Annotated in this window: 11 protein-coding genes; 3 read left to right on the top strand and 8 right to left on the bottom strand. The window is 66.6% G+C overall.

What is annotated here, in order from left to right; genetic code table 11:
- Positions 1–19: 19 nt before the first annotated feature.
- A complete protein-coding gene (locus MJ956_RS13230) occupies positions 20–265 on the bottom strand; it encodes a hypothetical protein (protein ID WP_253964916.1) in 246 nt (81 codons plus the stop codon).
- A gap of 864 nt (positions 266–1,129) precedes the next feature.
- Between MJ956_RS13230 and MJ956_RS13225 the strand changes: the two genes are divergently transcribed.
- Positions 1,130–1,960, top strand: coding sequence for a universal stress protein (locus MJ956_RS13225; RefSeq protein ID WP_253964915.1), 831 nt, complete (start codon positions 1,130–1,132; stop codon positions 1,958–1,960).
- A 184-nt stretch (positions 1,961–2,144) separates the two neighbouring features.
- On the opposite strand, the gene MJ956_RS13220 is transcribed toward MJ956_RS13225, so the two are convergent.
- Positions 2,145–4,661: an EAL domain-containing protein gene (locus MJ956_RS13220; protein ID WP_253964914.1), complete on the bottom strand. Its 2,517-nt coding sequence runs from the start codon at positions 4,659–4,661 to the stop codon at positions 2,145–2,147.
- A gap of 396 nt (positions 4,662–5,057) precedes the next feature.
- Between MJ956_RS13220 and MJ956_RS13215 the strand changes: the two genes are divergently transcribed.
- A complete protein-coding gene (locus tag MJ956_RS13215) occupies positions 5,058–5,885 on the top strand; it encodes a lytic murein transglycosylase (protein ID WP_253964913.1) in 828 nt (275 codons plus the stop codon).
- 86 nt (positions 5,886–5,971) lie between these two features.
- Here MJ956_RS13215 and MJ956_RS13210 read toward each other — a convergent pair whose 3' ends face one another.
- From MJ956_RS13210 to MJ956_RS13195, 4 genes are all read right to left on the bottom strand, one after another.
- On the bottom strand, positions 5,972–6,703 hold the full coding sequence (locus MJ956_RS13210; protein ID WP_253964912.1) for a glutathione S-transferase: 732 nt from the start codon (positions 6,701–6,703) through the stop codon (positions 5,972–5,974).
- A gap of 81 nt (positions 6,704–6,784) precedes the next feature.
- A complete protein-coding gene (locus MJ956_RS13205; RefSeq protein WP_253964911.1) occupies positions 6,785–7,573 on the bottom strand; it encodes an ATP-binding cassette domain-containing protein in 789 nt (262 codons plus the stop codon).
- On the bottom strand, positions 7,570–8,640 hold the full coding sequence (locus MJ956_RS13200) for an ABC transporter permease (RefSeq protein ID WP_253964910.1): 1,071 nt from the start codon (positions 8,638–8,640) through the stop codon (positions 7,570–7,572). Before MJ956_RS13200 ends, MJ956_RS13205 begins: the two co-directional genes overlap by 4 nt.
- A 102-nt stretch (positions 8,641–8,742) precedes the next feature.
- A complete protein-coding gene (locus MJ956_RS13195; RefSeq protein WP_423724871.1) occupies positions 8,743–9,774 on the bottom strand; it encodes a sugar ABC transporter substrate-binding protein in 1,032 nt (343 codons plus the stop codon).
- 253 nt (positions 9,775–10,027) lie between these two features.
- On the opposite strand from MJ956_RS13195, the gene MJ956_RS13190 reads away from it, so the two are divergent.
- Complete coding sequence (locus MJ956_RS13190; protein ID WP_253964909.1) at positions 10,028–11,269, top strand: ROK family transcriptional regulator; 1,242 nt, start codon at positions 10,028–10,030, stop codon at positions 11,267–11,269.
- A gap of 43 nt (positions 11,270–11,312) precedes the next feature.
- Here MJ956_RS13190 and MJ956_RS13185 read toward each other — a convergent pair whose 3' ends face one another.
- Positions 11,313–13,178, bottom strand: coding sequence for a CHASE2 domain-containing protein (locus MJ956_RS13185; protein WP_253964908.1), 1,866 nt, complete (start codon positions 13,176–13,178; stop codon positions 11,313–11,315).
- Complete coding sequence (locus MJ956_RS13180) at positions 13,175–13,687, bottom strand: FecR domain-containing protein (RefSeq protein WP_253964907.1); 513 nt, start codon at positions 13,685–13,687, stop codon at positions 13,175–13,177. The genes MJ956_RS13185 and MJ956_RS13180 overlap by 4 nt, the downstream gene beginning before the upstream one ends.
- Positions 13,688–13,697 lie beyond the last annotated feature (10 nt).

Raw genomic sequence — 13,697 nt, 5'->3', positions numbered from 1 at the left:
CTTGCGGGCGGTAGCGTCGCTACTGGAGGCCCAGCATCCGTTTCGCTTGCGCCAGCTTTTGCACCGATTGCGCATGCGAGCCGGCGGCATGCAGTTGCGCGCCCTCCCGCCGGAGCGCGGCGACCTTGGCGCGGTCGGCATCGCTCAGGGAGCTGGTTGCCAGAGCCCGATCAACGATCGCGATGTCGGCCGGACACTGGAATGCGAGCGCCGGGCTAGCAAAGCCGACCGCCGCCGCCGTGGTTAGAAGAACGAGGATTTTCATCTCGAAGAACCTCCCTTGCGGGGTCGGGCGCAACGCGACGGCCGGGCCCAGCCCCCATGCCGGACAATCCGGTGCCTGGATCATACGCATTGGCGTGAGGCCGACAATTCACGGTCGCATGATCTGATCACGGTCGCATGATCTGACGCAGGCAGGCCAATGCGGCTCGCCACCGTTCACCGCACGGCGCGGTCGATTTTAGGCCTCGTTCCGGGGCGACGGGATTGCCAGTGGGTGGCGATGGCTGGCGCCGACACAGGTCGCGCGGCCTTCGGGAGCGGACGCGCGACACAAAAATCATCGCTCGCCGTTTCTTGGGGCAGTTGACGGCGAGCGATGAGCTTTCGCGAGGCCAAGCCTCCCGAAGAACATCGCTATTTCATCATCGGCAAGCTCTTGCCGCATCACTCAAATGGGGGATGCGTCGAGATTTCAGCCGTCACTGCCGGCGCCCGCCGCAGCCCATTGCGGGGATCATCAGACGCCGCGCCCGGGGCGGAATCGCCGCACCTTCACGAGCGGCCGGCGCCGATTTGGCCAGGGCAGGCGAAAAAATTCCTTGACGCCGCGTTACGCGGGCGTAATCTTTTCCTTGCGTATCCGACGCTGGGGAGGTCTCCATGGAACCACCTATGTACGATGCCGCGACGATCGCCGGGGCTGATGTTCGGGCTCTGGCGTAGCGGCTACTCACTGACAGGTTTCCGGGAGTGGCTGATGAGCCGCTAAAGTCGTCGAAGGCTCGCCCTAGCCACTCCTGGATAGCGCATTGCCAGTATATCTCGCGTCCGGACTATGACGGTTGGTCGACGCCCGTGGTCCGCGATTACCAAGCCTGTTCTCCAGCCTTGAATGACAAGTGCCATGAGGAACATTCTCGTTCCGGTCAATTCGGATGGACGGATGTGGCCGGTGCTGGCGACGGCGCGTCTCCTCGCTGACATGTTCGGTAGCTACATTGAGGGCATCGCGCTGCGCCCCGAGGTGCCGGAGGTCGTTTCGGCGGAATTCATCGTCGCCGCGCCGCCGCTCGACCTTGAGGCGCAGCATGAACTTGTAGACATGGCTCGTCGCGCCTTCGATGAGTTCATGAGCCAGGCCGGCGTGCCTGCCCATAGTGACGGCTCGACCGCCCCCTCCGCCGGCTGGGCTGGCGGTCGGCTGGCCACGGACATGCATATCGGCAGTTACGGCCGGCTGTTCGACCTGATCGTGATGGGTCGCCCGAACGCGGCCGGGGAGCCATCCCGGGTCGCGACCGTCGAGGCGGCGCTCTTCGAAAGTGGCCGGCCGCTGCTGCTGGTGCCTCCGTCGGGGGCGACGAGGATCGGCAAGACGGTCGTGATCGCCTGGAACGGCAGCACGGAAACCGCCAGAACGGTTGCGCTGGCCATGCCGATCCTCGAAAAGGCGCATCGCGTGATCGTTCTGAGCGTGGAAGGATGGGAGGTCGACGGGCCCTCCGGCGAGAGCCTGGCGCGCAATCTGGCACGCTCGGGCATCCCGGCCGAAGCGACCACGCGCGGCGGCGAGGCCTCGCCAGGCCAGGCCGTGCTGGAGCATGTGCAGGCGCTGGGCGGCGATCTCCTGGTCAAGGGCGCCTACACCCAAAGCCGGCTGCGACAGATGATATTCGGCGGCACGACGCGCCACATCATCGCCAAAGCCACCGTGCCGGTGCTGACCGCGCATTAAACCGGGTTCATGAGACCGGATCGGATCGATCAGGGCGCGGGACGCGAGCCGAAAACCGGTACCGATTTTCCTTATTGGCGCAAGCGCGACGAGCGCCGCGTGGATTGCAGGACGGTATGGCGGTCGATGCACGGAACGTCTCGCTCGCCTTCGTCGCATTCTGGCCGCGCGGGAGCCGCGTCGTTCAGCTCGCTTTGCGAACGCCCACGCCTTGTCGCGCCCGCAAGAGCTGGTCGAGCGGCTGCGGCCGGTGGAAGAAAAATCCCTGGCCATAGCCGATGCCGAGCGATCGCAGAATCGAAACGGATTCCGCGTCTTCGATCCGCTCCGCCACGACGTCGACGCCCAGCTCATGGGCGATCGTGCTGATCGAGGCGACCACCGCTCGGTCGAAGCGACTATTCGCCAGGTTCCGGATAAAGCCGCCGTCGATCTTGATACTGTCGACCTGAAAGCGCTTGAGATAGGCAAAGGAGCTCAGGCCGGCACCGAAATCGTCGAGGCTGATGCGGCAGCCGGCCTTGCGGGCGTCGTGGACGAAGCGTTCGGCCGCGACGAAATTGTCGACAGCCGCCGTCTCGGTGATCTCGAAGACGAGGCAGGCCGGCTCGACCCTGGTGCGTTCGATGATTTTCCTGACGAACGGCCACAGTTCGGGATCGCTCAGCGTGTTGGCCGACAGATTGATGGCGACCGACAAGCCGTTCGCCATCAGATTGGCGGCGTGGGTTTCGAGCGTGTGCTCGATGACCCAGCGGTCGATGGAGCCCATCAGGCCAAATCGCTCAGCCGCCGGAATGAACTGGCCGGGCGGAATGATCGAGCCGTCCGCCGCGGTCATTCGGCAAAGGATCTCGATATGGCGGCCCGGTCGAGAGGGAGCGGCGAGGTCGCGAACTTCCTGCCCGAAGACCACCAGGCGCCGTTCGGCGAGAGCGTCGGCCCACCCGGATGCCACCTGGATCCGTGCCAGGTTCCTTTGTGCCTCCCCGACGCCGGGCGAGTAGGCGGATACGCGGTTGCGACCGGCGGATTTCGCGGTATAGCACGCGGCATCGGCACGCGCGGTGGCGGTTTCGAGATCCAGCTGCGCATCGTCGATCGCCGCGATACCGATGCTGGCCCCGATCTCGTAGTATTTGCCGGCCCAGTGCAGCCGCTGGGCGCGTATTTCGACCAGCAGCCCCGCGGCGACCGCCATCGCATCGTCCACATCGGCGACCGGAACGACGGCGGCGAATTCATCGCCGCCCAAACGGCCGACGACGGTGCCGTGCGGGAGCCTTGCCGTCAGCGTGTTCGCGACCAGCTTCAGCACTGCGTCGCCCGCAGCGTGGCCGACCGTATCGTTGATCAGCTTGAAGCGATCAAGGTCCAGATAAAGGAGCGCGCAGTCGCGGCTGCCAATGGCGGCCTGCAGGTTTTCCTCGAATGCCCCTCTGTTCAAAAGGCCGGTCAGGGGGTCGTGCCGCGCAGCGTAGGCGAGTTGACGCTGCAGCGCACGGGCATTGGTGATGTCCTGGATCACCAGAACCGCGCCGACGACCTGGCCGTCGGGAGCGATGATCGGCGATGCCAGATCACGGACCGCCCGTCCACTGCCGTCGTTTCGCACGAACATCGCGTTCTCTTCGCGGTCCACGGTTCGGCGCGACAGGACGGCACGGTGGGTCGACGAGGCGAGCGGTGCCTTCGTCTCTTCGTCGATCAGGGGAAAGACATCGTCGATATTGGCTCCCACCAGCGCCGACTGGGTGCTGCAAAGCAGCCGCGCCGCGGCGGGATTGGCAAAGGTGATGCGGTTGCCGACATCGGTGCTGATGACCGCATCGCCGATCGACTGCAAGGTGATGCGCAAACATTCCTTCTCGGCCGCGAGCGCCGCCGCGTTCTGCACCTGCTCGGTAATGTCCCAGATGCTGCCAACCAGCAGCGGCGGCGCGTCGCTGTGATGCACCAGCCGGGCAAGCGCGTGCAGATGCCGGACCTCGCCGTTCGGCTTGACGATCCGGTAGCTGGTCTTCATCGGTTTGCCGGTTTCGGCCGTGATCGCGATGGCACGCTCGGCCTCGGCCGCATCGTCCGGATGAAGGCGGTCGTGCCAGGTCGAACGCGGCACTTCGGCAGGGCCGGGGCCGATGCCGTAGATGTCGCGCATGCGTTGATCCCAGACGAGGCGGCCGCTCTCGGTCTCGAACTGCCACAGGCCGACCTGGCCCGCATCGAGCGCCAGCTGAATACGCTCGTTGAGCAACGCCAGATGGCGCTCCGCGTTCTTTTGAGCGGTGATGTCGGTCTGCGCGCCGATCATGCGCGTCGGCCGGCCGCTCGCATCGCGTTCGACCACCTTGCCGCGGTCGAGAACCCAGATCCAGCCGCCGTTCTTGTGCCGCAATCGGAACTCGGTCTCGATCCGCGCCGTTTCGCCGGCGACGTGGCGATCGCCGCTGGCGATGGCCGTGTGCCGGTCGGCCGGATGCACGAACGCGAGCCACAAATCGGGATCGTCGTCGAGCTCGTCGTCGGCGTAGCCCAGCATCCGCTTCCAACTCGACGAGTAGTAGCAAGTTCCAGCGACAAGGTCGGCGTCCCAGACGCCGGAGCCAGCGCTCTCCAATGCGAAGCGCCAGCGTTCCGCCTCCTTGCCGTCGGGCAGTGCGTCGAGGAATTCGCAAAGAGGGTGCATGCCGGCGTCGCTCATGCGCCCAATCTGCCCGACCGCCAGGCAAAAAATCGTTAAGGCGGCGGATCGGTCTTCCTGCCGCCAGGGACGATGGCGACCGTCCGCCGATCGGCATTCGATCGTTCCTCGCACGCCGCAGCCGCACGACGACGGGTCGCCCGCACGGCCGTCGCAGGAACGTTCCCTTCGTCCGATGTGTTACGCCACCGGACATTGTCGCATCCATGCACTACGCAAGGATAGCCGAATAGGGTAGAAACCCGATGGTTTCAAAAAGACTGGCGACGATCACGGCTCAACTTGTCTGGCGCATCGCTCGCGTTAGCGGCGGATCGATCTCTGCCCGACCCCGCAACTTCGACACACAGCCAGCCCAGGCGGTGGCTATCCATCTATCTGAATAAGGAAAACCCCATGAAGGCTCGACTGACATCTATCCGGATGCTCGCGGCAACAGTGGCGCTGACGCTTGGCATGACTGCCGCTCCGGCGCTTGCCGCCCAATGCGGCAACGGTCCCGGCGGCTTCAACCAATGGAAGCAGCAATTCGCCCAGGAGGCGCAACGCGCCGGAATCTCCGCCGGCACCATCCAATCCGCGCTGATGCCGACGAAATACAGCAGCAAGGTGATCAGCCTCGACCGCAACCAGCAGTCGATGAAGCTGTCGCTCGATGCCTTCATGCAGCGGCGGGCGCCGGCTTCCTTCGTCAAGAAGGGCAAGCAGATCATCCAACAGAACGCCAGCCTTTTGAACTCCATCGAGAAGCGGTATGGGGTCCCGAAGGAAGTCATTGTGGCGATCTGGGGCATGGAGACGGGTTTCGGTCGCAATTCCGGCAACATGAACATCTTCAGCTCGCTGGCGACGCTTGCTTATGACTGCCGGCGCTCGGCCTTTTTCTCGGAGGAACTCCTGGCGGCGCTGGCGATCGTCGATCGCGGCGACATGCGGCCAGAAAACATGCGCGGCGCATGGGCCGGCGAAATCGGCCAGACCCAGTTCCTGGCCAAGAACTACCTGCGCTTCGCCGTCGATGGCGACGGCAACGGGCGGCGCGACCTGATCAATTCCAAGGCCGACGTCCTTGCCTCGACCGCCAACTTCCTGCGCCAGCACGGCTGGCGGCCGGGTGCCGGATACCAGGAAGGCCAGCCGAATTTCTCGGTGCTGCGCGACTGGAACCGTGCCGGTGTCTATCAGAAGGCGCTGGCGCTGTTCGCCTCCAAGCTCGCCAACTAATGACCTCAGGGCGGGGCTTCGCGCTCCGCCGTTGATACGTTGCGCGCCCCGGCCTCGTGCCGGGGCGTTCGCGCTTGACGCCGCGCTTACGCCCCGTCGAGCTCCGGGTAGTGGCGGAAGATGCCGTCCTCGTTGAAGGCGATACGCCGCTCGCTCGTCAAATAGGCCGCAACCGCGGGTCGGGACGCCACTCGGGCGGCCAGCGCCACGGTTTTCGGATAGTCCCCCCCGATGCCCGCCATCCGCGTCGGGAAGGCGTAGGCGAGGCCGGCAAGGGTCTGGAACAGGCCGAGATCGGCATAGGTCAGGCGATCGCCGACGAGATGGCCCGATCCCGTCGGATTGGCGGCGATCAGGCGCTCGTACCAGCCGAGATATTTCGGCATGCGTCTGTCGCGAAATCCGGTCGCGCGACGCTTCGCCTCGCTCCTTTGGTCCTCGTAATAGTCCTCGACACCGATCGGGTGATGGGCGTCGTGCGCCTCGTTGACGAAATCGGCAGTGGTCAGCGCGATCGAGCGGGCGAACAGCCGGTCCGCTTCGTCCTCTGGTGCAAGCCCATGACGCTCGCCGAGAAAGGCACAGATCTCGGCGGTCTGCGAAATCAGCAGATCTCCATCCACGAGGAAGGGTGGCGCGAAGGGGGTGCGATGGCCGTGACGGCCCGCGACGAACGCCATCATGGCGCCGCTACCGCCACCTTCGCTCTCCGGCAGCCGCGCCACGTCGCGATAGGGCATTTCCGCTGCCTCCAGGACGAGGCGGACATACTCGCCGCGGCCTGGGATCGCGGGCCAGTAATAGAGGTCGTAGGCCACGGGTCGGCGTGCTCCTTCAATGCGGGGCATCTGCCCGCGGTGCGCCGTAAGCCGCCGGTCGTCACCCTCGCAAGCGTGAAATCACGCCGCCGCCATCTCCGGTTCCGGCTGCTTGGCGCCGGTCATCAGCGCCACCGCGTCGTTCATCGTCGCGTTCTTCGGGTCGACGACGCACAGGCGCCGTCCCAGCCGGTGGATGTGGATGCGGTCGGCGACCTCGAAGACATGCGGCATATTGTGAGAGATCAGGACGATCGGCATGCCGCGCGAGCGCACGTCCTGGATCAGTTCCAGAACCTTGCGCGATTCCTTGACGCCGAGCGCCGCCGTCGGCTCGTCGAGGATCAGCACCTTGGAGCCGAAGGCCGCGGCGCGGGCCACCGCGACGCCCTGGCGCTGGCCGCCGGACAGCGTCTCCACCGCCTGGGCGATGTTCTGGATGGTCATCAGACCAAGCTCGGAGAGCTTGTCGCGGGCGATCTTCTCCATCGCCCTTCGGTCGAGCATGCGGAAATATTTGCCGAGCGGGCCGGGTTTGCGGATTTCACGTCCCAGGAACATGTTGTCGGCGATCGACAGCGCCGGCGACAATGCGAGATTCTGGTAAACCGTCTCGATGCCAGCTTCGCGCGCCTGCATCGGCGCGGTGAACCGCACCGACTCGCCGTTCAGCCGGATGTCGCCCTCGTCGACGACGACCGCGCCTGAGAGCGCCTTGATCAGCGTCGACTTGCCGGCGCCATTGTCGCCGATGACCGCCAGGATCTCGCCCGGATAGAGGTCGAAATCGGCATGGTCGAGGGCGGTCACGCGGCCATAGTTCTTGACGAGGCCGCGGGCCGACAGGACGGGGGTCTGGGAGGCGCTCATGCGGAGATCTTCCTGATCCACTGGTCGATGGCGACCGCGATGATGATGAGCCAGCCGGTGGCGAAGACCTGCCAGAGCACATCGACACCGCCGAGCCGCAGCCCGGAATTGAACACCCCGACGATCAACGCGCCGATCATCGGCCCGAGGATCGAGCCGCGACCGCCGAACAGCGAAATGCCGCCGATGACCACGGCGGTGATCGATTCCAGATTGGCCTCGAAGAAGGATGTCGGGCTGACCGAGCCGACCCGGCCGATCGAGGCCCAGGCGGCGATTGCGCAGATGAAGCCGGAGAGCACGTAAACCGAGACCAGCGTGCGGTCGGTGCGAATGCCCGACAGTTCCGCCGCCTCCTTGTCGTCGCCGATGGCGTAGACATGCCGGCCCCAGGCAGTGCGGTTGAGCACGTACCAAAGGATCAGGAAGATCGCGATCATCAGCACGACTCCCCAGGTCAATACTGCCCCGCCGACGGTGAAGCGCTCCCCGAACAGCTTCAGCAGCGGCGCCTCGGCGTCGAGCGTCTGACTGCGGATGGTCTCGCGATTGGAAAAATAATAGTTCAGCGCCAGGAAGATGTTCCAGGTGCCCAGCGTCGTGATGAAGGGTGGCAGCCGCACGCGGGTAACCAGAACGCCGTTGAGCAGGCCGGTCAGCGCGCCGACGACGAGGCCGACCAGGATCGCCAGCGGCACCGGCAGGCCGAATTCGGTCGACAGCCGGCCCATGATCACCGAAACCATCACCATGACGGCGGCGACCGACAGGTCGATGCCGGCGGTGAGGATGACGAGGCTCTGCGCCGCCGCCAATATGCCGACGATGGCCACCTGCTGCATGATCAGCGACAGGTTGAACGCGGAAAAGAAATTGTCGGAGACGAAGCCGAACACCAGCACCGACAGCAGGAGAACGATCACCGGCACCATCGTCGGATTGCCGTGCAGGAAGTGCTGCAGGTTGCCGAGCGCGCCGCGCGGGCGATGGCCGAAGGCGGCGACGGCGGTGTCGCTCTGGCTGAGGGAGGATTCGAAATCCTCCCCCTTGTCGGTCGTTTCACTCATGGCGTGTCGCTCCGGAAGGCCAGGGCCAATAACGCATCAACGCGCGAAGAAAAGGCGCGGTCAAGCGGGCGGCCCGCTTCGGGGCCGCCCGGGCCGGCTAACTCAGCCCCAGCAGCGGTCGGTGCCTTCCTTGACGTCGATCGAATCCACGCCCTCCGCCGGCTGTGCGGTGACGAGGTTGACGCCGGTGTCGAAGAAGTCCTTGCCCTCGGTCGGTTGCGGTACGGTCCCGTCCTCGGCGAACTGGGCGATCGCCTCGATGCCCTTGGCAGCCATGTCCAGCGGGTCTTGCTGCGAGGTGGCGCCGATGACGCCTTCCTCGACGTTCTTGACGCCCGGGCAGCCGCCGTCGACGGAGACGATCAACACGCCGTCTTCCTTGCCGAAGGCTTTCAGCGCCTCGTAGGCGCCAGCGGCCGAGGGCTCGTTGATCGTGTAGACGACGTTGATGTCGGGGTCCTTCTGCAGAAGGTTCTCCATCGCCGTGCGGCCGCCTTCCTCGTTGCCGGCGGTGACGTCGTGGCCGACGATGCGCGGATCGTCCTCGTCGCCGATCTTCTTCTCATCCTTGATGTCGATGCCGAAGCCCTTGAGGAAGCCCTGATCGCGCAGCACGTCGACCGAGGGGGCCGAGGGCGCCAGGTCGAGAAGGGCGATCTTGGCGTTCTGGGCCTCGTCGCCGAGGGTCGCGGCGGCCCACTGGCCGATCAGCTCGCCGGCCTTGAAATTGTCGGTGGCGAAGGTGGCGTCGGCCGCATCGATCGGCTCCAGCGGCGTATCGAGAGCGATGACCAGAACGCCCTGGTCGCGCGCCTGCTTGACGACGTCGGTGATCGCCTTGGTGTCGGAGGCGGTGATCAGGATGCCCTTGGCGCCGGCCGCGATGCAGCTCTCGACCGCCTGGACCTGGGTCTCGTGGTCGCCGTCGACCTTGCCGGCGAAGGTCGACAGTTCGACGCCGAGCTCCTCGGCCTTGGCGGTGGCGCCTTCCTTCATCTTGACGAAGAACGGGTTGATGTCGGTCTTGGTGATCAGGCAGGCCTTGGTGGTGTCCTGCGCGGCGGCGGGTGCGGTCAAGGCGAAGGCCGTGGCGGCGACGATGGCGGTGGATGCAAGAAGCGTGCGAATTGTCACGGACGAAACCTCCCAGTTGAAATTCCCGTGCCGGATGTCGAAGCCCGGTCGGCGATGCCGGGCGGCCTCCTCGCCGCCCGATCGTCTAGCACGAAACACCAGGGCGAAGCGCTTGTCAATGAAGATAAATCAAGTGGATTTATTTATTGACGGAGGTGTCGGTCGGTGAAACAGTGGAGCCGGTATCGGCATGATGAGCCTGGCCGGTGCCACCCCACGGGCTGCCTGCGGTCCCCGGGGTCGGGAGGAACGCATGGACCAGACCACGCCCCGCGAGGCCGCCGAGGCGATACGCCGCGACGAGCGAATGCACGGCTCCAGCCAGGCTGGAATGAGAGCCCAGAACGAGCGCGCGGTGCTGACGCTGATCCGCCGCCACGGCGAACTGGCCAAGGCCGATATCGCCAGGCGCAGCGGCCTGTCGCCGCAGACCGCCTCGGTGATCATGCGGGTGCTCGAGGCCGATCAACTGGTTTTGCGCGAAAAACCCCGGCGCGGCCGGGTCGGCCAGCCGTCGGTGCCGATGCGGCTCAATCCGGACGGCGCGTTCTCGCTCGGGCTCAAGATCGGCCGGCGCTCGGCCGAGCTGGTGCTGATGGATTTCGTCGGCCGGGTGCGGGCGAGCGAGCGCCAGACCTATGCGTATCCGCGCCTCGACGCCGTACTCGATTTCGTCGGCGCCGCCGAGGCGCGCGTCGTCGCCGCGATCGACCCGAAGCTGCGGACCCGGATCGTCGGCCTCGGCATCGCCATGCCCTTCGAACTGTGGTCCTGGGCCGAGGAGATCGGCGCGCCGGCAGCTAGCATGGACGAATGGCGAACCGCCGACATCGCCGGAGCCTTGGGCGAGGCGACCGGCCTGCCCGTCCATCTCGCCAACGATGCGACGGCGGCCTGCGCCGCCGAGAACGTCTTCGGCGCCGCCCGGTCCTCGGACTATCTCTATGTCTTCGTCGGCGCCTTCGTCGGCGGCGGCCTCGTCATCGACGGCACCCTCGTCACCGGCCGTACCGGCAATGCCGGGGCGCTCGGCCCGATGCCGGTGCCCCGCGCCAGGACGGCCGGCTCCGACGCGGCCGGCTTCGACCAGTTGATCAACGTCGCCTCGATCCATGTTCTGGAGAAGATGATCGCGGAACAAGGCGGCGATCCGCTGGAAATCTGGCGAAGCGATGCGGCCTGGGACGGGCTCGGCGATAGTCTCGACCGCTGGCTGGCGATCGCCGGAGAGGGACTTGCCCATGCCCTCGTCGCGGCCAGTTCGCTCTATGATTTCGAATGCGCGATGATCGACGGCGGTTTTCCGCCGGCGGTGCGGACCCGGCTCATCGAGGAAACCGAGCGGGCCATGATGAGCCTCAAGCGCCTGGGCCTGACGCCGCTGGAAATCAGGCCCGGCAGTTTCGGCTCGATCGCCCGCGCGATGGGCGCGGCCAGTCTGGCGCTGTTCGCGCGCTATCCGCTCGACCATCGGGTGCTCTACGCGGAGGATTGAGGAGCGCATTTCCTCACAGTTGCGACTGCCGGCGGCGCCAGCCTCATCGATGCCGCGCATCCAAATTCGCCTGACGCCACAGGGCGACGTTCACGCTCTGCCGACGACCCCGGATATCGACCATGCGTACCTCGTCCGGCTCGCCGGCATCATCGATCGTTCCGTCCATCGCCTCGATGAGGTCCATCGAGGCGGCAATCGTCGCACCGGCGGATTTGGCGACTTCCATCAGCCGGCTCGCCACATTCACCGTGTCGCCGCTGACGCTGATCTGCTGGTGGATTTCGTGGCCCAGCCTGGACAAGCTGACAGTCCCGAAGTGGAGGCCGAGCCGGATGCCCGGTCCGCCGCCACCGGCGCCCTGTCGTTCGAGCCAGGCGCTGACATCATTTGCCAGCGCAAATCCCGCCGCGAAGGCCCGGCCGGCGGGGTCCGCCGTGTCGTCGGCAACGCCGAAGACGATCATCGCGCCGTCGCCCATGAAATTCATGACGACGCCCTGATGGGCGTTGATGTCGTCGACGACCAGCGTGTGGAACTGCTTCAGGAACGCGTGCGTCAAGGCAGGGCCGAGCCGCTCGCTCTGGCTGGTGAAACCGGCGAGATCGACGAACAGGACCGCCGCCATCTGCTCCAGCGGCGCGTTCAGGAAGGTCGGATCGTCGGCGATGCGTTCGGCCAGCGCTGCCGGTTGGAACCTGCGCAAGGCCTCTTCCGTCCGCAGCATCAGCCCGGCCTGGCGGCGCTCGTGCATCTGCCGCGCGAAGGCGGTCAGCGCGATCGGCGGCATGCTTGCGGCCAGAGGCAGGGCGGCGCTCATCCAGATGCCGTGACCGAAAAGAACCGCCGTCGCGCCGAGAATCAGGAAGAGGACGAAAGCGACGACCGGCAGCGCATAGGTCAATGGCACCAGTGCAACCAGCAAGGTCCCTCCCAGGGCAAGCAGTACGGCCAGCGTCGCATCGGCCCGGCGAACCCGATCGTCGCGGACGAGACCGGCGCCACCGAGCAACTGCGCGATGCCGGTCGCCTGGATCTCGACCCCGGGCGTGACCGGGTCGAAGGGGGTTCCGAATGTATCGCCGACCGCTGTCGCGGTCACGCCAAGGACGGCGATGCGGCCGGAGAGCGATGGCGGCCGCGCGCCGGACGTGGACAGGAAGTCGAGCGCGCTGACCGTGGCGATCGTCTTCGCCGAACCGTGGACGCGCAGCGGAAGATGCCAGCCCGCGTCCAGCGGAATGCGCGACCCGGCCACCGTGACGGAGGCCGAACCGAGCACCGGCTCGGTGCCGTGATAGAGCGCGGTGGCCGCAAGCGCGAAGCCCGGCACGGGACCACGCGTCGTCCCGACGACCAGCGGCAGGTGGCGCGGCGTGCCGCCGGCATCGGTCGAGACGTTGACCAGCCCGACCGAGGCCACGCGGGTCAGCGGGGCGAGCGGCCACAATTCATCGGCGGTCGCCGGGGCGGCGATCGCCTGCTCCCGCGTGCGGTCGAATTGTCCTGCGGCGGCGATGACGGAGGGGACGGCCGCCAACGCATCGGCGAGCGCTCGATCGGCAAAGGCGGTGGAGGGGGCGATGAAAAGGATGTCGACGGCGAGCGCTTGCGCTCCGGCGGCGGCGATGCCGCGGACCACCTCGGCGATGCGGTCGCGGGCAAGCGGGTAGCCGTTTTCGGCCGCGACGGTTTCGTCGTCGATGGCGACGATGATCACCGCGGCGGGCGGGGGCCGGGGGCCGGCGATCAGGAGCCGTATGTCGGCGAGCGGTTCCTCGATCCGGTCGACAAAGCTGCGCTCGGCGGCGAGATGCGTGACACCAAGCCATCCGGCCCAGATTCCCGCAAGAAGAGTGGCGGCGGCTACGGCCGACAATGGCAGACGCGCGAGCCGCGCCGTGATCACCGAGCGAACCGGGCGAACAGGCGCGACACCCGCTCTTGCGGCCAGCGCTTCACGATCAAGGGTTCGCCGGGCTTGACGTCGACGCCATCGCCGGGGCCGAGAGTGACCGCGTCCGAGCCGCCGCGCCGGGCGACGTGGACGCGGCCCTCTGCGACAAAGACGGCGGTGGCCCCGGCGTCGGCGTCGACCGCGTAAACGGTGCCGCGGACGGAGGCGATGGCGTGCGGTGTCAGTATCTGGAACGGCCGGCCGGGCTCGACGGTGATCAGCGCGGCGCGCCCGTCCAAGGTCACGGCGTGGGGCGGTCCGCCGCCCGCCGGTGCGCGGATCTCAAGGCGGGCTGCCGCTTCGGCTTCGATCAAGAGACCGCCGGCGCAGCGAATGGCGAGGCGCGGCGGATCGCGCAGCGTGGTCGAGGTGCAACCCTGGCTCTGCGCGAAAGCGCCGCCAGTCGCCACAAGCACAAGAGCGGTGGCCGCCGCGAGTCTCTTGAGCGGATTGCCTGACATCGCTCCCTCC

The sequence above is a fragment of the Aurantimonas marianensis genome, from assembly GCF_024195285.1.
Taxonomy (GTDB): domain Bacteria; phylum Pseudomonadota; class Alphaproteobacteria; order Rhizobiales; family Rhizobiaceae; genus Aurantimonas; species Aurantimonas marianensis.
This window is presented reverse-complemented; position numbering and strand designations above follow the sequence as displayed.